At 39.8% G+C, this 19736-nt stretch carries 21 protein-coding genes; 2 read left to right on the forward strand and 19 right to left on the reverse strand.

What is annotated here, in order from left to right; all coding sequences use genetic code 11:
- Positions 1–11: 11 nt before the first annotated feature.
- The 12 genes from NSQ17_RS16850 to NSQ17_RS16905 all read right to left on the reverse strand — a co-directional run bounded on the left by NSQ17_RS16850 (position 12) and on the right by NSQ17_RS16905 (position 9936).
- The gene (locus NSQ17_RS16850) at positions 12–590 is read right to left on the reverse strand and encodes a DUF6470 family protein (protein ID WP_024719238.1); all 579 of its coding nucleotides are present in this window, start codon (positions 588–590) and stop codon (positions 12–14) included.
- Positions 591–636: 46 nt separating this feature from the next.
- Positions 637–1548 (reverse strand): flagellar hook-associated protein FlgL, encoded by a 912-nt coding sequence (gene flgL, locus NSQ17_RS16855; protein WP_039169789.1) that lies wholly within the window; start codon positions 1546–1548, stop codon positions 637–639.
- Between the two features lie 8 nt (positions 1549–1556).
- Positions 1557–3077, reverse strand: coding sequence for a flagellar hook-associated protein FlgK (flgK, locus tag NSQ17_RS16860; RefSeq protein ID WP_024719239.1), 1521 nt, complete (start codon positions 3075–3077; stop codon positions 1557–1559).
- 15 nt (positions 3078–3092) lie between these two features.
- Positions 3093–3575 carry a flagellar protein FlgN gene (locus NSQ17_RS16865; protein ID WP_041507839.1) on the reverse strand — a complete coding sequence of 161 codons (483 nt, stop codon included), beginning with the start codon at positions 3573–3575 and terminating at the stop codon, positions 3093–3095.
- Positions 3576–3593: 18 nt separating this feature from the next.
- Positions 3594–3857: a flagellar biosynthesis anti-sigma factor FlgM gene (flgM, locus tag NSQ17_RS16870; RefSeq protein ID WP_003213252.1), complete on the reverse strand. Its 264-nt coding sequence runs from the start codon at positions 3855–3857 to the stop codon at positions 3594–3596.
- 79 nt (positions 3858–3936) lie between these two features.
- Positions 3937–4356, reverse strand: coding sequence for a TIGR03826 family flagellar region protein (locus NSQ17_RS16875; RefSeq protein ID WP_017357864.1), 420 nt, complete (start codon positions 4354–4356; stop codon positions 3937–3939).
- A 56-nt stretch (positions 4357–4412) separates the two neighbouring features.
- Entirely contained in the window at positions 4413–5135 is a 723-nt protein-coding gene (locus NSQ17_RS16880) for a ComF family protein (RefSeq protein ID WP_272950036.1), read from the reverse strand.
- Complete coding sequence (locus tag NSQ17_RS16885; protein WP_008348267.1) at positions 5096–5389, reverse strand: competence protein ComFB; 294 nt, start codon at positions 5387–5389, stop codon at positions 5096–5098. Before NSQ17_RS16885 ends, NSQ17_RS16880 begins: the two co-directional genes overlap by 40 nt.
- Positions 5390–5453: 64 nt before the next feature.
- Positions 5454–6581 carry a DEAD/DEAH box helicase gene (locus NSQ17_RS16890; protein WP_082627032.1) on the reverse strand — a complete coding sequence of 376 codons (1128 nt, stop codon included), beginning with the start codon at positions 6579–6581 and terminating at the stop codon, positions 5454–5456.
- A gap of 371 nt (positions 6582–6952) precedes the next feature.
- Positions 6953–7795, reverse strand: coding sequence for a DegV family protein (locus NSQ17_RS16895; protein ID WP_024719242.1), 843 nt, complete (start codon positions 7793–7795; stop codon positions 6953–6955).
- A gap of 211 nt (positions 7796–8006) precedes the next feature.
- Positions 8007–8696 (reverse strand): two-component system response regulator DegU, encoded by a 690-nt coding sequence (gene degU, locus NSQ17_RS16900; RefSeq protein WP_008348273.1) that lies wholly within the window; start codon positions 8694–8696, stop codon positions 8007–8009.
- A 64-nt stretch (positions 8697–8760) separates the two neighbouring features.
- Complete coding sequence (locus tag NSQ17_RS16905) at positions 8761–9936, reverse strand: sensor histidine kinase (RefSeq protein WP_024719243.1); 1176 nt, start codon at positions 9934–9936, stop codon at positions 8761–8763.
- A gap of 221 nt (positions 9937–10157) precedes the next feature.
- Here NSQ17_RS16905 and NSQ17_RS16910 point away from each other — a divergent pair, with 221 nt between their 5' ends.
- The gene (locus NSQ17_RS16910) at positions 10158–10826 is read left to right on the forward strand and encodes a YigZ family protein (protein WP_017357860.1); all 669 of its coding nucleotides are present in this window, start codon (positions 10158–10160) and stop codon (positions 10824–10826) included.
- On the forward strand, positions 10811–11908 hold the full coding sequence (locus tag NSQ17_RS16915; RefSeq protein ID WP_024719244.1) for an LCP family protein: 1098 nt from the start codon (positions 10811–10813) through the stop codon (positions 11906–11908). The genes NSQ17_RS16910 and NSQ17_RS16915 overlap by 16 nt, the downstream gene beginning before the upstream one ends.
- A 37-nt stretch (positions 11909–11945) precedes the next feature.
- Here NSQ17_RS16915 and NSQ17_RS16920 read toward each other — a convergent pair whose 3' ends face one another.
- From NSQ17_RS16920 to NSQ17_RS16950, 7 genes are all read right to left on the reverse strand, one after another.
- On the reverse strand, positions 11946–13013 hold the full coding sequence (locus tag NSQ17_RS16920) for an MraY family glycosyltransferase (protein WP_024719245.1): 1068 nt from the start codon (positions 13011–13013) through the stop codon (positions 11946–11948).
- Between the two features lie 134 nt (positions 13014–13147).
- Positions 13148–14344, reverse strand: coding sequence for a glycosyltransferase (locus tag NSQ17_RS16925; protein ID WP_342468113.1), 1197 nt, complete (start codon positions 14342–14344; stop codon positions 13148–13150).
- A 19-nt stretch (positions 14345–14363) separates the two neighbouring features.
- Positions 14364–15119 (reverse strand): glycosyltransferase family 2 protein, encoded by a 756-nt coding sequence (locus NSQ17_RS16930; RefSeq protein WP_008348281.1) that lies wholly within the window; start codon positions 15117–15119, stop codon positions 14364–14366.
- Between the two features lie 24 nt (positions 15120–15143).
- Positions 15144–15821 carry a hypothetical protein gene (locus NSQ17_RS16935; RefSeq protein ID WP_024719248.1) on the reverse strand — a complete coding sequence of 226 codons (678 nt, stop codon included), beginning with the start codon at positions 15819–15821 and terminating at the stop codon, positions 15144–15146.
- Positions 15822–15882: 61 nt separating this feature from the next.
- Positions 15883–17349 carry an O-antigen ligase family protein gene (locus tag NSQ17_RS16940; protein WP_041507842.1) on the reverse strand — a complete coding sequence of 489 codons (1467 nt, stop codon included), beginning with the start codon at positions 17347–17349 and terminating at the stop codon, positions 15883–15885.
- A 39-nt stretch (positions 17350–17388) separates the two neighbouring features.
- Complete coding sequence (locus NSQ17_RS16945; protein ID WP_342467613.1) at positions 17389–18318, reverse strand: NAD-dependent epimerase/dehydratase family protein; 930 nt, start codon at positions 18316–18318, stop codon at positions 17389–17391.
- Positions 18319–18332: 14 nt separating this feature from the next.
- Entirely contained in the window at positions 18333–19670 is a 1338-nt protein-coding gene (locus tag NSQ17_RS16950; RefSeq protein ID WP_342467614.1) for a UDP-glucose/GDP-mannose dehydrogenase family protein, read from the reverse strand.
- Positions 19671–19736 lie beyond the last annotated feature (66 nt).

Consider the following 19736-nt stretch of genomic DNA (forward strand, 5'->3'; position numbering starts at 1 on the left):
ATTTTTCTTAACTATACCTTATCACCATTTTGACCTGTTTCGTCAACTTCTATTTTTAATTCTGGGTATTGTAACATATCAATATGAACTTTACCTGGCTGGTAGTTAACAATTGGTTTATGAGGTGTTGCCTCTATAATAGCTTTTTGCGGCTCCACATCAATTTTAAGTTCAGATGGCTGATAATGAATTTTCACACTAAAAAATGAAGGAATCACACCGATGTTGAATTGTTTTGCTGGAGGACTGCCATTGATTTTCGCAAACTCAGCAATCGCATTCCCACCATTCTCGATCTTGATGAGTTCACTTCCTTCTTCCGCTCTACGTCCCATTCCTTCTCCAATCGCACGTTTCCCCTCAGCCGCCCATTCCTCTGAACGCCTAAAAATCGACTTAATATCCATATCGGCAAATGCCTCGGTTTGATCTATGGTTAATTTCGACGGTGTTCTTGTGATATTCATGACAGCTCTTGGCTGCTGAATCTCAAGCTCAGCTCTTGGCTGCTCTACTTCTTGCTTGGAAGGGGTTGTCGACATTTGCAGCTTTGCATAAGTTTGCTCCATTAACAATCTAGGGATTTGCATAGGTTCACCTCCATGATGCAAAAAAGCACCCAACGGATGCTTTTTCTTATCTTAAGAAATCGACAAGGGATGGCTGAATCACTTTAGCTGTCGTCGCTAAAGCAGCTCTATTCACAGTCTCTTGTTGAAGAAGATCAAGAATGGCTTTTTCACTTTCTACATCTTCGGCATCTGATTTAGCCTTTTTCAGCACTTCAAATTGCGAAGTCAAACGGCTCCCGACTAAGTCAACACGATTCGATCGCGCACCAAGATCTGAACGCTCAGCACTCATCACTTCTTTAAACTGATCGATATCCCCTAATGCATCGTCAGAATTCGCAAACGTTCCATTTTTAAATGAGTTTTCTAAGTCAGTCAGCATTTCAATGACATTTTGACCACTGGCAGATTGTCCACCAAAAGCTGAAAGAGGATTTGAATTCACATTTAATGTGATTCCATCAGAAATGTTCGACTGAACCACGTTTGCATCTGTATAGTTTTCAAAGTTAAATGTAAACGTACCATCTGCATTCTCTACAACTGGTTTAACATTTGTATTCGTCCCATTAAAAACAAACTTACCTAACATCTGCGTGTTCATTGCATCAATGATTTGATTCTTCATCTGACCAATTTCCACTCCGATAGCAGCTAAATCTTCTGGCTGTTTTGTTCCATTGGCCGCATCTAGTACTTTATCTCGTATATTTGACATGATATCAATTATTTCAGTGACACTTGTTTCAGATGTATCAATCCAGTTTCGTGCCTCATTTAAATTAGTTTGGTATTGCTCATTTCGAAACATGGCTGTACTATATTGAAGACTTTTCACTGCTGCAACAGGATCATCAGACGTTTTTGTGAAACGTTTTCCAGACTGTGCCTGCTCATTAATTTTAGAGAGTTTTTCATAACTTTTACTAATATTTCGAAGTGAATTTTGAGAAATCATACTTTGCGTGACTCGCATCAGTTAGCCTACCTTCCTACGACTCCCATGCCGTTTATTATTTTATCTAATACTTCGTCTTGCATCGTCATAATTCTTGCTGCTGCATTATACGCATGCTGAAATTGGATCATGTTCGTCATTTCTTCATCTATAGATACAGCACTAGTTGACATCCTGCGTTCATTGGCTGAATTCACAAGAGCTGCTGAACTGCTTTCAAGGGTCATGTTCTTTTTAGCTTGTATCCCCATTTCGGCAATGACATTCTGATAGTAATCCTGAATTGTTGTGGTATTTCCGCCGATTGGTAGCTTTAAGTTTTGAATATTAGCTAATTTCGTAGCATTCGAACCATCACCTTGCGTTTGATTAAGAGATGCAGCAATGTTATCTGTCGATGCTAAAATCACGTCACTCACTTTGATACGGGCTGCCAAGCCTTTATTCAAATCATTGTTATTCTCAATATCGAAAAAGTCTTGTCCACTTGTGCCATTTAACGTGTACCCTTGCTTATGGACATCGTTAAAAGCATCCATAAATACTTTTGCTACTTCATCCAGCTCAGCAAGCATATCCGGGTACATGCCTTTTTCAGCTCCATTAGACATGTAGCCATACGCCTCAACAAGTGCTTTTACTTTACCATTCACTTGTAATTGATCAGCTGCGATGGTTGTCGTTCCAAATTGGAGTGAGTTAACAAGTCCTGTCGTATTATCATAGGAAAGTTGCAATTCAGATTTTTCATTGGTAATGCCATTTAAAATTGTTCCAGCAGATTGTCCATTAGCACCGATAATATCGATGTTAACGGTTCCTTCAGCAATTTCCAGAGCATTTCCTCCAGAAGGGTTGTAGCTCACTTTAATATCAACAAGTGAGGAAAGCTGATCTATAAGAGCGTCTCGCGTATCATAAAGATCATTGGGAAGATAACCATTTGGCTCAACTGTTGCAATCTGTTTATTCACTTCATCAATTTGAGTTAATAGGGTGTTCACATTTTTTGCCGTTGAATCGAGTTCAGTTTTTAAATTCTTTTGTATCGTTGTTAAAGAAGAATTTAGCAGGCGGAATTGATCTACTAAAGCCTGAGCACTTGTCTTAACAACTGTACGGGCTGAAGCAGTATCAGCATTTTTCGATTCCGATAAGACTTGTAATGATTTCCAGAGGTTATCAAAGGCTCTATTCAAGCCTTCATCTGTCAAATCATTCATCACTCCTTCCATTTGTGAAAGAGCATCAGACTTCGTCGCATAATAAGACAAGTTATTGTTATGATCTCTATACTGAAGATCTAAAAAGCTGTCTCGAATTCTTTCAACAGTTCCAACTTGGACACCTGTCCCCATTTGGCCGTATGTCTTGCCATCATAAACAGAAATCACTGGGTAAGGATTCTCTGCTTTAAAGGTAACTCTCTGTCTTGAGTAGCCATCAGTATTTGCATTGGATACGTTGTTTGATGTGACATAAAGCCCTGCACGCTGGGCTGTGATTCCTCGTTTTGCCGTTTCTAGTCCCATGAATGTAGAACCCATAGATATCCTCCTTGTTTACGCCTTTGAATCAAACAAAGCCCTATGCTGTTTAGGCTTTGAACTCTCAAGACCATTTTGTCCGTAATTCATATTTTCTTTGTTAGGATTCACAAGATCGAATGTCAGTGAAATAAATTGAAGTGACTGCTGAATAAGCTGTTTGTTCAGTTCGTTTATATCTTTCAGTTCCACCATGATGTCATTCAGCTTCTCATATAACGAAATAAGCTCTTCTTGATCCGTTCCTGTAGCTTTTTCGATGCATGCGGTGATTGTCGGCGATTGATCACTTTGTAAAAATTGAACTGCTGCTTCAATCCGCTTTTCTTCTAATTGTGAAATGGCCTGAATATATTTTTGCTCAAGGTTCAGAACCTCTGAAAGAGCATCGATCTCATTATTTTTCAGCATTTCTGTTTTATTCTTAGACAGCTTTAGAAGCTGTTCATGTAATCCGTAGAGACGGTGCAGTTCTTCAATCATTATTTTTACTGACATTCACGCTACTCCCTTTTGTTATTGTTGTTTATAAAAATTCAACATTTTATCTGCAATGCCTTTTGTATCTACTTGATATGTTCCGGCTTCAATGCTTTTTTTAATTTGGTCTATTTTATCTTGACGTTCTTTCATGATATTCGGCACCTTTTGCATTTCGATTGCCTTTTTAGAAATTTCGACTTTGTCAGTTGATTTTGCTTGATTCGATTGCAACGTTTGTTTCTCATATGTTTTCTTGTAAGGATTTACTGGTTGTGTTCCATATCGATTAATTTTCACGGGATTCCTCTCGCTTTCCGTTACAGTCTGTCTTGATTCTATCCATTTTATCGACCAAACTGCAACTTAGTTTAGGGAATCAGTCGTTTTTAGGATTAATGGCATAATAGGTGTCTTTTTTCCTAGATTCAATCTCCCTTTTACGCTCTTCTTCTTGGTCCATTTGGCTGATTTGCGTCTTTATATCCTTTTCACAATGGCTACACAGCTTGTTTTTTCTGATCGGTTGGCCGCATCTTTCACAAGGATAATTGATATTCGGGAATTGACTAATTTGAAGTCTTTTCAAACGGATAAATTTCAGGATTAATTCTTCATCAACTTCTGTTGCGTCTACTATTTCAGCAATGGTTGATTGTCTATTACTTTGCTTACGCAAGAATTTATAAACGATATCAAAAGAACGTTCTTCTTCTTCAAAGCATTTGTTACAAACCGTTTGGATGGTGGTTTTTAAAAATAACTGATTACATTGTGGACAGTTTGCCAATTGATTCATAACCAAAACCCCTTACGTTATTTTCTTTTCTTAATATCGGTTGATTGTCATGATTTTTAACTACGAATCAACGTAAAAGAGGAAACACTTTTGGCGCCTGCGTCTTTTAAAATTTTTGCTGCATGATAGACTGTCGCCCCAGTTGTATAAATATCATCGATTAATATGACATCCTTTAGAACGATCGGGTTTGACTGCCTTAATTGGAACAAATTCTGTTGTTGTAAACGTTCATTTTTTCTTTTCTTAGACTGCTTACTTTGATGTACTTTTATAAGTGGTTCCAATATAGGTCCGCCAATCATGGAAGCAAGCATCATTGACTGATTGAATCCTCTTTCCTTTAATCTCTCTTTACTCAAAGGAATTGGGACAAGCACCGGTTCTTTGATTGAAAAAGAACGTTTAAACGCTGACTGTACATCTTTTTTAAATAGATCAGCTAAAGCCGTATCACCTCGAAATTTAAATCGAGCTAGAATATCTTTCATAAAGTCGTTGTAAGCATAAACAGACCGATTCATTACAAGAATCTCAGCAAAATCCCGTCGTTTATCCCACCTTGAACAATCCTGACACAATTGATCATTTGATTGCGCTCTTCCGCATTTGGGACAAGTAGGACCTTGAATCTTCATCAGGTGGTTCTTACATGCTACACATAAACGATCTTCATTTAATAGTAGGAATGATTTCCATGTAAAAGCAGCCACAAAATGGCTCTCACAAATTGGACAAATCAACGCTTTTCTTTGTTCAACGGCAAATGATTTTCGCACCTTGGATATGTAGTGACCGTTGAAGCAGCTTCTGTCAGAATGACGAGCATCGCCGTATTTTTCTGTTTATCCACCATCTCGGATTTACTGTAGGATATTTTATCGATATCTGTTATATATTGCGGTTTCACTTGATTTAGAGAAATGGCTAATACATCTTCTATACATTTTTCACAATGACAAATCATGTTTAATTGGTTGAGATATTGATAGAGAATTTCTTTAAGTAGTATTTCTTTTGCGTTGAGTAGCATATTTTGTCTCTCCTGCCATTTGTGTTTTGTGAATATAATGTACCATGATTTAGTTGAACCCACACTATTTTTCAGAAAACTCTTTTTCAGCTGTATTATTCATTTTTACGATATGTTTCTTTGCTTGTTTCATACTTCTCGTTAAACCAAAATGAAAAAAGTATACGTCTCCGTTAAAAAAATCTGGATGTCTCCCTGCTCTACCAGAAATTTGGACAAGTGCACTTTCTGAAAAAATAGGAGATTCCGCACCTAATACGCCCACCTGAACATCTTGAATGGTAACGCCTCTTTCTAGAATAGTTGTTGTAACCAATACATCATATCTATGATCTCTGAAATGCTGGACTTTTTGCTTCCTTTCTTGATCATCCGCAGAAACACCCTGTACATTTACATCTTGACCTTGAAGAATATGAGTTACCTTCTTCATAGTAGAAATAGAAGGAACAAAGAGTAACACTCTTTTTTTCTTTGTGATATGTTCATGCAGCCAGTTCATTGTAGATGCTGGAAGCCGATTTCTTTTTAATTTCTTTTTCCAATCTCCAACCCATTGAAATGTTGGGACAGGCAACGGTTTTTGGTGGAAGCGCAGAGGAATTTTGATCGCTTCTAATTGTCTATGAGCAACATCCTTTTGCATTTTTTTAGATGGTGTGGCACTTAAGTAAATTCTAACTCCTGTTTTTTTCATTGATTTTAAAACAGCAAACTGAAGCCGTTCATCCATTGAATAAGGAAAAGCATCGACTTCGTCTACAATGAGGACATCAAAGGCGTTTTTATATCTCATTAGCTGATGGGTTGTAGCGATCATAAGCGGTGCCATTTGAAACCTTTGAGAACTCCCGCCATAAAGTGCAGCTATATTCAGTCCTTGAAATGCCTTTCTCATTCGAGGTTCGAGCTCAAGTACAACATCGGTTCTAGGCGTCGCAATACAAACACTCATTCCGTTATTTAGCGCATATTTTATACCATGAAAAAGCACCTCCGTTTTCCCCGCACCACAAACAGCCCAAACGAGCAGATCAAATTTGTTTTGGATTGCTTCTACTAGCCTATCGGACGCTCTCTTTTGCCCTTTAGAAAGCTCTCCCTGCCATGTTAATTCAACTCGTCTTGTTTCTTTCTTTTGTGGACCCGTCCATTCGTAGAGAAAGCCACATTCGCTTACTTTTCCCAGCATGATGCAGGATCTACAGTATACACAGTCTTTTTTACATGTTTCACACGGAGAGAGGGCAAAGTAGCGCTTGTTTGATACACCGCACCGGCAGCAGATCAAACAACTCGACACCCTATCGACAGCAGGTGTTCTATGGATGAATCCTTGATTCTCCAGCCACTCCAATTCGGACTGTGTACATTGACATTCAATAGGAAGAAGGTGCCTTGATTGTAGCTTGTGACTGAGTTCCATTGCTTTTTCCAGATTCAATTTCACGCACTACCTTTCAATTCATGTTGACCCATTATGTACAAAGAGAAGGCCTTTCGTCTAATTGTAAAAATAGAAAAACAAATCCCCTTTTCCATGAGAAAAGGGGATTTTGATATCTACCTGATGATCCAGCCAAGTGCTAAAGAGCCTTCGCCTAGATGAGTGCCAATCACGGCACCAAAGTAGCTTTTATAAAATTCAACATGAGGATACTTTTCTAATAAGTGCGCAATTAATTCATCTGCTTCTTCTTCTCTATTACCATGTATCAGAGTTGCCCTCATTGGAACACCACGTGATGCATCTTCATCAAATAATTCAAAAATACGTGAAATGGCTTTTTTGCGTGTACGAATCTTCTCAAAAGGGACAATTAGCTTGTTGTCAAAATGCAAGATAGGCTTTACCTTTAAGAGGCTTCCAATAAAAGCCTGAGCACCATTTAATCTGCCGCCTCGTTGTAAATGAGTTAAATCGTCTACCATAAAATAAGCTCTTTGATTTTCTTTCAGATAATTGAGATGGGAAATCACTTCTTCTGGAGAAGCACCACCTTGGATTTTTTCAGCAGCTTCTAACACATAAAAACCTTGCGCCATACAGCTAGTCTCTGTATCAAACGGATAAATGTCGATTCCGTCAACTAGTTCATTCGCTGAGGCCGCACTATTGTATGTTCCACTAATTCCGCTTGACAGATGTATACTAATCACAGCATCATATGTTTCACTAAGTTTTTCATATAATTCTATAAGTTCACCGAAAGCAGGCTGAGAGGTTGTTGGAAGATCTTTATGTTTCTTGACTTCTTCATAATATGTCTTCCAATCCATTTCTACTTCTTCACGGTATGATTCAGTACCAAAGATGACATTCAGAGGGATCATATGAATATGATGTTTATCACGTAGTTCTTGTGGTATATAAGCAGTACTGTCTGTTACAACGGCTATTTTCATTCTTAAATACCTTCCTTATCCGTTAAGTTGCTTTTTAAAAAAGAATGATCATTGTTTTTCACTAGATTTATAATACTAATCAAAAAAGCTTGCCTAATCAATAGGCAAGCCCGCTATATCCGAAAAAGACTCCTTACCTGCCTATCATTGCTCTCTAACTTGAATGTGAGAGAACTAAAAACAGGCGAAAAAGGAGTACTTGTCCGGAACATTATCTCATTTCTACCCAGCCGTTTTTAATTGCTACAACAACAGCTTGAGTACGGTCATTTACATTCATTTTTTGCAAGATGTTACTCACGTGGTTTTTGACTGTTTTCTCACTAATAAAGAGCGACTCACCAATACCTCTGTTGCTCTTTCCGTCAGCTAACATTTGAAGAACTTCACATTCACGTCTTGTTAAGATATGAAGTGGTCTGCGAATTTCAGGATATACTTCGTGCTGTGGATGTGCTGAAACGCCGCTTGTTGCTAAGCGTCGGAATTCATTTACTAAGTTATGAGTGACTTTCGGATGTAAATAAGAGCCTCCGTCAGCTACTACTTTTACTGCTTCAATGAGGGTATCTGCATCCATTTCTTTTAACAAGTAGCCTCTTGCTCCTGTTTTTAATGCATGTGTCACATAGTTTTCATCGTCATGAATAGATAGGATAATGACTTTTGATTCGGGATAAAGCTCTACTAGCTGTTTTGTAGCCTCCACACCATTTACATTCGGCATATTAATGTCCATAATGACAACATCCGGATGATAGTGTTCTACGATACGTGCAGCTTCGTCACCGTCGTCTCCTTCTGCAACTACTTCAAAAGTAGGTTCAAAATCTAAAATCCGTTTGACACCTTCACGGAATAATTGGTGGTCATCGATAATTACAATATTTACTTTAGTCACAAGCTACGCCTCCCCATGTTTATTGTTCTACACCTGAACTTTATGGTCAATATGTCTTTTGTCTCTATTTTACAATTTTATTTTGTAATGTTAACGGTACTCTAATCATGATGAATGTCCCTAGACCTATTTTTGAGTCTATGGTCATTTTACCTTCTAGTAAGTCTACGCGCTCTTTCATACCAAGTAACCCAAAGGATTTGTTTTTATTTGTTTTCACATCTTTCATATCAAAGCCTTTTCCATCGTCTTTGATAATTAACGTGACAAAGTCTTTCGTCACTTCAACCTTCACAGAGATTTCTTCAGCTTCAGAATGCTTTAAAGAATTTGTGACAGCTTCTTGAGCTAGTCTAAACAGTGCCACTTCGAACTGAGAAGCAATTCTTTCATTTTCTGTATCCCCTAGGCATTGGAACGTAATTTTGGTTTTTCCATCATATTCTTCAATTGTGTTTAAGTATTTTCGCAGTGTCGGAATGAGACCCAAATCATCTAAAGCCATCGGTCTTAAATCATAAATGATTCTTCTCACTTCGTACAGTGCATTTCGCACATTCTGTCTTAGACTTCTAATTTCTTTAAAGCCTTCTTCTGTTCCACGGTCTCTAAAAATTCGTTCAATTAGTTCTGAACGCATCATCACGTTTGCCAGCATCTGAGCAGGTCCATCATGGATTTCTCGTGATACCCTTTTGCGCTCTTCTTCCTGGGCTTCAATAATTCTTAGTCCAAAATCTTGTTTTGCCTGAGCATCTTCAAGTAAAACACCGACCTGACGTAAATCTTGGTTCAAGTAGTTGAGAACGACCGTGATCTGGCTCACAAGCGTTTCTGAACGTTCAATGACATCTTGTAAGCTTAACAATCGTCTTTCGAGATCATCTCTTCTTTCCCTCAGCTGTTTTTCGCGCTGCTGGATCATGGTCAATTCTACTTGCAGGTTATGTGCTTTTTCATAGGCTTCTCGTATTTCTTCTTCGCTGAATTTGTTGAAGTTTCTGCTGACCTCAGATAATCGATTTCTAGCATGTCTCGTATGTACTTCTAGTTTATCCCCAAAATCAATTACTTCGTTGACTTGCTGTTTAATTTGCTTGAGCTCTTCTACTAGGCTTTCATATTGTTGACGGGACTGTTCGCCGATTCTAAATACTTCGTCCTTACTGCCATCAACTGTACTTAGCATTTTCATGATGATTGAATCCAATAACTTCGGATCCATTTTAGGTGTTGTCATGGCTTTTCCCTCCCGTAACAGTGATGTCATCTTTTTTTATTATAAATGTCATTGATCTGCATTTTATGTCGAATTATAATGAAAGAATGCGTATAAATCATGAAATTTTTATGACGACCCTTTTTCCGCTCCTATCATCATAACAAAATACGCTGTAAAATTCTAAAACCAATGCAAATTTTCTCTAGCCTTACAATTTGCTTGTCAGGAGGGTATGTCTTTTGCTGAACCGCTATCTCACAGTAAAAAGCCGTGGCGAGCATGAGATCGTCATTGAAAAATCACGTTTTATTTGTCATATACAACGTGCTGTCTCAGAAGAAGAAGCACAAGCCTTTATACAATCCATAAAAAAACAACATTGGAACGCCACTCATAATTGTTCCGCCTATTTGATCGGTGAACATGATCTGATTCAAAAAGCAAATGATGATGGTGAACCAAGCGGTACGGCAGGGGTACCCATGCTTGAAGTGCTAAAAAAACGCAAGCTGAAAGATACAGTTGTTGTCGTCACTCGTTATTTCGGCGGTATTAAGCTAGGTGCCGGTGGATTAATTCGTGCGTACGGAAAATCTGTGTCTGAAGCTATTAATCATGTTGGTATGGTAGAACGCTGTTTAATGCGTACGATGCACACAACAATAGATTATACATGGCTTGGAAAGGTAGAGAATGAGCTTAGAGCCTCATCTTTTCAGCTAAAAGACATCCATTATGCAGAAGATGTGATTTTTGAAACGTATGTAGAAGAAACACAAACAGAGCAGTTCATTGAATGGATGACTGAGTTAACTAACGGAAAGAGTGTTACTAAAGAAGGCGAATTGATTTATTTAGAAAAGGACGTTGGTCCGATAAAGGAGACAGATGAATGGCACAACGAGTAAAAGTGCGTGTACGAAAGAAAAAGAGTAAGAAGAAAAAGATTTTCAAACGGATTCTGGTCTTATTTTTGCTTCTCTTCATCTGCATGGGCGGATTTGCAGTTTATAAGATTGTGAATACACTCCAGGCTGCTGACAAAACTTATGATGAATTAGAGCGTGGGGAGAAATCGAAACTCCGTGATGCTGTCATTGATATAAAGAAAAAACCTTTCTCTGTCCTATTTGTTGGTATAGAGGATTACGCCACAAATGGTGATCACGGCCGTTCAGATTCACTCATCGTCGCAACGATTAATCCTCAGGATAAAACGATGAAAATGGTCAGTATCCCCCGTGACACACGAGTACAGCTTGCTAGTGACACAACGGGAAATAAAGTAAAGATCAATGCGGCATTTGCTAAAGGCGGTAAAGACGAAACGATTGAAACTGTCGAACAATTCTTGCATATCCCAATTGACAAATATGCAACAGTGGACTTTGACGGTTTTAAGGATGTCATTGATGAAGTTGGGGGAATCGATATAGACGTTCCATTTGACTTCAATGAAAAAAGTGACGTCAAAAAATCGAAAAAGATTTACTTTAAAAAAGGAAATATGCATTTAAACGGGGAAGAGGCACTTGCTTATGCGCGAATGAGAAAACAAGATCCACGTGGTGATTTCGGGCGTAACGATCGTCAGAAACAAATCTTACGTGCCATGATTGATCAAATGGCGAAACCGCATAACATTGCAAACGTGGATAATATCGCAAAAGAAGTAAGTGATCATATAACAACCAACTTCCGCATCACAGAAGGACTTGCTCTACAGCAAATTTACAGTGGTTTTAAAGGAGACGATACTGAAACACTATCTATTAAAGGATCAGACCTTTATCTAGGACCAAATCGAACATACTTCTTTGAGCCAGATCAAACCAACTTGGCTGAGGTGCAAAATGAGTTAAGGACACATTTAAAGCTTCCTGCTGAGTCATCGTCCTCAACTGAAACAAATACACAAACCGATTCATCTTCTGGTACAACAGGGTCAGCCGATACACAGGCCCCTTCGACCAGCACATCAGGACAATAATAGGAAAACAGCCCGTTCCTTGGAAGCGGGCTGTTTTTTATTGTCTTTTGACCATACGTTTGTAGAATTTCGTAAATGGTTTAAACTCTTCGTTCACCAAACCAGTGACTTCAGCGATAACTTGCATAAACATGACCAGTAAAAAGATGATGATCAATGACAGCCAAATGGTGGCACTTGTCAGCAAAATCGCGCTTAAGCTGAAAACTAAGCCAATCATGTAAATCACAATCACTGCCATTCGATGTGATAAGCCAAAGGCCATCAGTCGATGATGGATGTGTGATTTGTCAGGTGATGAGATAGGCTGTTTATTCAATATTCGTCTTATGATCGCAAAGGTCGTATCAAAAATAGGCACACCTAAAATAATTACAGGGACAACAACACTAAACAAAGTAACACTTTTGTACAATCCTAAAAGTGACAGGACCGAGATCATATAGCCTAAAAATAACGAACCTGTATCACCCATAAATATTTTTGCTGGATGGAAGTTATAAAAAAGAAAACCGATGGTACTGCCAATGACGACAAGAGATAACGAAAGAATCAGGATCTTGTCCGCAGAAAATGCCATGACGGCAATCGTGGTTAAACCGATAACCGAAATTCCGGCAGCCAGTCCATCTAATCCATCAATTAAATTGATCGCATTTGTAATCCCAACAATCCATAGTACAGTCAGGGGATACGCCATCCATCCTAACTCCAGTCGATCTGTTAAGAAAGGAACAGAGAAAAAGTCCATTTTTAAGCCCGTGCTCACGATTAAGCAAGCAACGAGAACTTGCACAAGAAATTTAAATTTTGCACTTAAATTATATTTATCATCAAATATACCTAAAATGACGATGAGTACAGCGCCAACTGATATAGCTGTAATTTTATTATGTAGAAACAGCCCGCCTGCTAGTGCTCCAGCCGCTACCCCAATAAAAATCGCCAAACCGCCCATTCGAGGCATTACTCTATCATGAACTTTTCGTTTATTCGGCTGGTCCACTGCACCAATCTTAATTGCAAACTTTTTGACGATTGGTGTCACAATTAAAACTGTAGCCAGAGAGACAAAAAACGCTAATAAGGCGCGTTCGTAATCCATAGGTCAGTCTCCTTCTAAATTGAAATCTGTATTTTGTATATTGGCCGCTCTTTCCATTATACAATTGAATATAGGATGATCACAAGCTCCCCCTAAGAAGAAGAAACAAATAAAAACGCACAATCCTGAATGAATTATGCGTTTTCTTTAATATTCGTTAATTCCACCATGTTTGTGAACAGTGCGTGCCAATCTTTTTTCTTTGCCCGGCTTTGTCTTAGATGTCTGCATTTCATGTCATCTTTTTTACTGATCACTTTCTGGCAGGCTTCTACGAAGAGAGCTGGATCTTCGCCCTCTACATATTCATACACATCATTCTCTTTTAGCCTTTCCGTTGATGGAAGATTTAAACCAACAACAGGGATTCCGGCAGCTAAAAATTCATACAGCTTGAGCGGAAAAACCGCTTGATTGTAAGGAGACTGTTTGTATGGCATCATCCCTACATCAATTAATTTCATATAAGCAGGCACTTCTTCTGGTGCGACTGCTCCTGTCCATAGGACATTGGGCAGTTTGAGTGCATGCTGAAAAGATGGATCTCCATTCGTTCCATCCGGACCGACAAATAAAAATGTCCAATCTGGCTGCATGCGAGCAGCTTGAGCGATCATGTCAAAATCGAGCTTCGGCTTGATCCCACCTATAAAGCCAAGAACCGTTCCCTCTCTTCCCTCTAGCACGTCTTCCCTGCTAGGGAGGTTGCTTTTTGCAAACACATCATACTCGACGCCATTTTCCACTGTAAAGACATCTTTCGGTTCACCCATGAGCCTTTTTTTGATTTGATCATGTAAGTATTGTGAAGAGCATGTAATGCTGTGTGCATATTTAATAATGCGGTTTTCAGCTTTTACAATGACTCGCTGTCTCATATAAGAGAGAATGTTGTTTTTTCCGCTGATGGGCTCTCCCCACAGGTCACTGCAATCATACACAATATGTTTCCATTCAAATAAAGAAGATAAGAGCGGAAATCCCGGAAACGTATACCATAAACAGACGGCTATGCCCTGCTTTTCTTCTTGACGCAAATGCTCAAGAAGAGGAGATAATTTATGAAAATAAAACATATCTTGATAACGGCCAAAGCGAAAAAACTTGCTCTTGAGCACATCAGGAATGGTCATTTGCTTCATTCGATCCGTTATAGGCTGAAAGGGAGCTGAATGACGATTGGCAGATGGGCATACCCAGATGACCTCTTTCGTTTCTGGATCAGATGCAAGAAATTCCGCCAGTCGATGCCGTCTGTACCTTAGGCCATCGTGTCCCCATTCTCCCGTTGCGACAATCACATGTATGATCGACTCTGCTTTCACCTTCATCACCTTTTTTCCCTTCTGTTTATAAGCGCTTTTTGACAGCATTTGTGGCATAGTGCATAAAACACCAAGATGCTTTCACAAAATGAAGCTGCTCAATTTCTCTGTAGACAAACCATGTTTTTTTCGCTGCTTTCCACTTGTTACTAGAAATCGAGTTTCCCACGATGCGATATTCACTGAGCGGCTCACTCATTCCATAGGCAGTAAATCCTTTTTTTAAAATAGAGAGCCATGTGGCTAAGTCCTGCCTTGTTCGAATGTTTGGCATTTCCACGTGTCCTACTTGTTGAAGATCGAGCATCACCGTCAAACAGCCGATAATCGTATTTTTTAAAGCTTCATTGTAGTTCAACTGAGCCGGCGCTGTGACGGTTTTTTGTAACGGCTCTCCATTTTCTGAAATGATGTCATATGCCGTGAAAGTAAAGGCATGATCATTTTCTAACATAAACTTGACCTGCTTTTCGAGCTTTGTCTGTTTCCACATATCATCGCTATCTAAAAAAGCGATAAAGCGGCCTTTCGCCTGTTTGATGGCGGTGTTTCTAGCAATAGCGGCTCCCCCGTTTTCCTCTAAATAAATGACGTTGATTCTGTCGTCCGTCTGACTTAATTCCCCTAACAACTTCCTTGTGCCATCTGTTGAGCAATCATCTGCAATGATCAGCTCCCAGTTGGAATAGGTTTGGGCAAGGACGGAATGAACTGTATCCGTTAAATAACGTTCCGCATTATACGCCGGTGTAATAATTGATACTAACGGTTGATTGTTCACCTAAGACTCATCTCCAGTTCATCATTAAGATTCTTTGAACACTTCAGGTAACACCACAAACATAAGCGAGATGCTAAGGCCAATGACAAGTCCAAGCAGTGCTCGTTTTTTCGCTGACATGCCTTTGCCTGCTTCATCAAGCACTTGGGCAGGATCGACAATCTTTGCCTGCTTCATCCCGAGCTTTGTCGATTCCAATTCATATAAAAATCGTTCTTTATCGACCTTGGAGTCATTGCTGACAGATTCATCTTCAAGAGCGGATAGTCTCCTTTCAATGACTTGCTGTCTTTTCGTAAATAAGGCTTTGTCCTGCTTTAAAAATGTATCTGACACTTGTTTCACTACCGCCAAAGCTCGAGCTTGATCAGCATCTGTAAACGACAACTGCAATTGTGTATCGGACTGGTTCGTGAGAATCAAACGATTTTTCACATCCTGCCTTTCTTCTTCCTTTACATCACGGAGTGCTTGATTCAGAAATGCATCACTTTTTAATAGAGATGTCACTTCTTCCATATTGTTATACACACCGTCGTCATATTTCCCAAGCGTCAAGGTCACAGCAGCTGTGTAACTAGACTGTTCTACTGTCCCCTTGGCAAAAAAGAAACCAAAAGCAGCCAATACAACGGGCAGCAGCACAAGCCAGACGATATATTTTTTCATTCGCTTCCCTATTCTTAACATAAAACCAGACATGCTCATTCTCCCAACATTGACGTATTTGCTTTTTCACTAGTGTAGCCATACAAACTCTGCATCACACGTTTGCCCACGGCTTGAAGCGCTGTTTATTTTTCATGATATTGACCGCTGCGATCACCAGCCCTAGAAACACCCAGTGGAAATATAAATTCGATACGGAACTAGGACTGATACTTGAGACGAGAAAGCTCAGCATGGCAGCAAATAGACCTTCAATGATCATCTTGGCTGATCTCGTGTCAGCCAATTGGTATTGTTTGTACAGTGAGAACATGAGATAGGCATACACTGAGATATAACCTAGCATGACGGCAAACCCAAAATTCGTCATCACCTCTAGCAGCCAATTGTGAACTTCCACGACCTGATCTGTATCAAAGATAGAAAAGTGAGCTAAGTAATAAGACACATTGCCCGCTCCGACTCCGAAACCGTATGAATTCGTAAAGAAATACCAAGCGTTTTTGATTAAATTCGCCCGGGCAATGTTGGACGGGAGTGGTTCGCTAAAAGAATGAGCGACCTGAGAAGCGAGAAACAAGTCATAAAAGACAGAATAGATTTTGGCTGAAAAAATGGCGATACAGATGATAACAAGCCCGCCTGCTGCCATGATGGACCACTTTTTTAAAAAGCGAGGCATCAACAGCCATACATAGATTGCCGCTCCGGCTAATATGCCAAGCAAGCTGGCGCGCGATTCTGTTAACAAAATGAGATACAGCGCTAAGATGGCTCCTAGTAATCCGAACGCTTTGATATAACCATTTTTCATTTGGCGCATACACGCCACATATAAGAAAAAGCTAATAGATAAAAACGTCGCAAAGTCATTTTGATTAAAGAAGACAGCTGTAGGATAGTGCTGTTTGTACGCTGGTCCAAGATACAATGAGGTATTCGGTAAATGGTTCAAGGTCAAGTGATTATAGAACCCGATTCCCATCACAAATACGGTCATGACTAGCCAAATACTATAAAAAGTCACGATCTGATCCATTCGCTGAATGTACATGACCACAAGAAAGACAAAACCCATTCCCATCGCAAGAAGAGACATATATTTCAGGCCGTCTGTGACCGAATGAGCCCAAAGCAGTGAGATGAGTCCGTAAAGAAACCATGCAGCGAAAAAACCAAGAATGCCTTTAACGCGAATTTGCTGCCACTGGGATATGTACGTTCCTTTGTCTCTCATCCGCCATATGAATAAAGCAAAGACAGCCAAGAGCATGATGCGGTAGAGAAAGAGACTAAAGAATCCGGCACTGATAGAGAAAAAAGCGTTATTGAGAAATGTTAATGCAATCAAAAGGTAAATGGCTGACATGAATATGTGCTCACCATTCATATAGAGCTTCATACATATAGCAGCCGCTATGAGCACCACAATCAAAACCGGAATGACCACCATCTTCTTTAACCCGATAGGCTGCGTGGATGCCATTTGTACAAGCCCGATACCTGCTGCTAATAAAATACATCCGATTATGATTTGCCATGCTGTTTGTTTCACACTCATACCCTTGTTCCTCCTAAGCAACCCATCCGATTTGAGGGATTAAGCCTTTACTTCCTGTTCATAGTAGGAAATGGTACGAGCCAAACCTTCTTGTAAACTCACAACAGGCTCCCATGCTAAGACTTGTTTCGTTTCCTCATTTTCCAATGTACTATGCACAATATCTCCTGCACGCTGAGGCTTATAAATCGGTTCAAGATCTGATCTCGTGACTCGCTTCATCGTTTGAAACAGCTCATTCACCGTGATGGAATGACCACATGAGATATTTAAACAAACGTTTGATTGAGCTGTTAAAGCTGCAACATTCGCTGCGGCTAGATCGCCTACATAGATGAAATCTCTTGTTTGTTCCCCGTTTCCAAAGATGAAAGGTGCCTCATGCTTTGCAAACTTATCAGAAAAAATTGAGACAACACCGCCTTCACCAAGTGCATCTTGGCGCGGACCATATACATTGCTGTACCGCATAATACAATAGTCCACATCATAGAGTGATTTTGCCATCTGTAAGTATCGTTCAACTGTCAGTTTCGACAAGCCATAAGGTGAACCAGGCTGCAGTGGATGAGCTGTGTCGACCGGCAGATAGACTGGGTCTCCATAGACTGCTGCCGATGAGGCAAACACCACTTTCTCCACCCCGGCTTCAGCCGCTGCTTTGATCACATGCAACGAACCTTTAATATTGACCTCTTCGTCGTAGACGAAATGTTGAACCGAAACGGCTACACTCACTTGCGCTGCAAGATGAATGATATAATCTGGTGCAATGTGTTTGATCAAATCGACCGTTTCTGATTTTGTGATATCTGCTTCAATGCATTGTACAGAAAGATGAGCGATATTTTCCTTCGATCCAGTTGAAAAGTTATCAAGAACGATGGGCTCATAACCTTTCTCTAATAAAGCCTCTACCGTATGAGATCCTATAAATCCACTTCCCCCAGTTACCAATACTTTCTTCATCCAAGTTCCCCCTATTATTGTGCCTTCGATACCAATTCTGTTTCCCATACGCCTGGGCGGCCGATAGACTGGTAAATAAATCCTCTCTCTTTCATTTCTGCTGGATCAAACAAATTCCTTCCATCAATTAAAATGGGAGAACGAAGCAGCTGCTTGATCTGATCCTTATCCATCTTCTGTACGTCATCCCATTCCGTTAAGATGAGACAAGCATCTGTATCTTTCACTGTTTCATAGAGATCATTGCTGAAGACCGCCTGCGGGCCAAGCTCTCTTTCTGCTTCTACATAAGCAATTGGATCATAGGCTTTGACAAAAGCTCCGAGCTCTCTCAGCATTGGAATAATATCTAGTGCTGGGGCTGAACGCATATCGTTTGTATTTGGTTTAAATGCGAGCCCTAAAATGGAAATCGTTTTTCCTTTAATATCACCGAACACACTCATCAGTTTGCTGACAAGATGGGCTCTTTGGTGGTTGTTAGTTTCAATGACAGATTCGATCAGCTTGAACCGGTAGCCAGCTGTTTCGGCAATTTTGAGAAGAGCCATCGTATCTTTTGGGAAACAAGAACCACCAAATCCAATGCCTGCTTTTAAAAATTTATGCCCGATCCGGCTGTCTAACCCAACGCCTTCGCTGACTTTTTCCACATCAGCACCAACTCTCTCGCAAATGTTCGCAATGTCATTGATGAATGAGATTTTTGTGGCGAGCATGGCATTTGCCGCATACTTAATCAATTCTGCACTTTCTAGATTGGTCTCAACTACTTCTGTTTGAAACGGATCATGCAATTTTTTAATGATCGTGGATGCATGTGCGCTTGTAGAGCCAATCACCGCTCTCTCCATATTCATCGTATCTTGAATAGCTGAACCTTCCCGCAGAAACTCTGGATTGGAGACGACGTCAAATGGATATTTACTGCGTGAAGCCTTTTGAACAATGGCTTGAACAAGACGTCCTGTTCCAACTGGCACTGTGCTCTTATTCACGATGATTTTGTAGCCATTCAGGTGTTCCCCAACCGTTTGAGCCACAGCTTTCACGAATGTTAAATCCGCTTCCCCCTGAGGTGTCATTGGTGTTCCTACAGCAATATAAATAATCTCTGATTCTCGAATTGCAGCGGGAATATTGGTTGTAAAACACAATCTTCCCTCTTCTGTATTCTTCTCAATCAATTCCTTTAAGCCCGGTTCATAAATTGGAACGAGACCGCTTTTTAAGCTGTTGATTTTTGATTCGTCGATGTCACAACAAATGACGTGATTTCCGATATCAGCAAAACAAGTACCCGATACTAACCCGACATATCCTGTTCCAATCACAGCAATTTTCTTCAACATGTTTCATCCTCTCAGTAAAAGCATATTGGTCGTTCCAAACTGTTTATCTATCAGTCTTTGCACATT

It is taken from the genome of Bacillus sp. FSL W8-0629, from assembly GCF_038593225.1.
Lineage (GTDB): Bacteria > Bacillota > Bacilli > Bacillales > Bacillaceae > Bacillus > Bacillus altitudinis.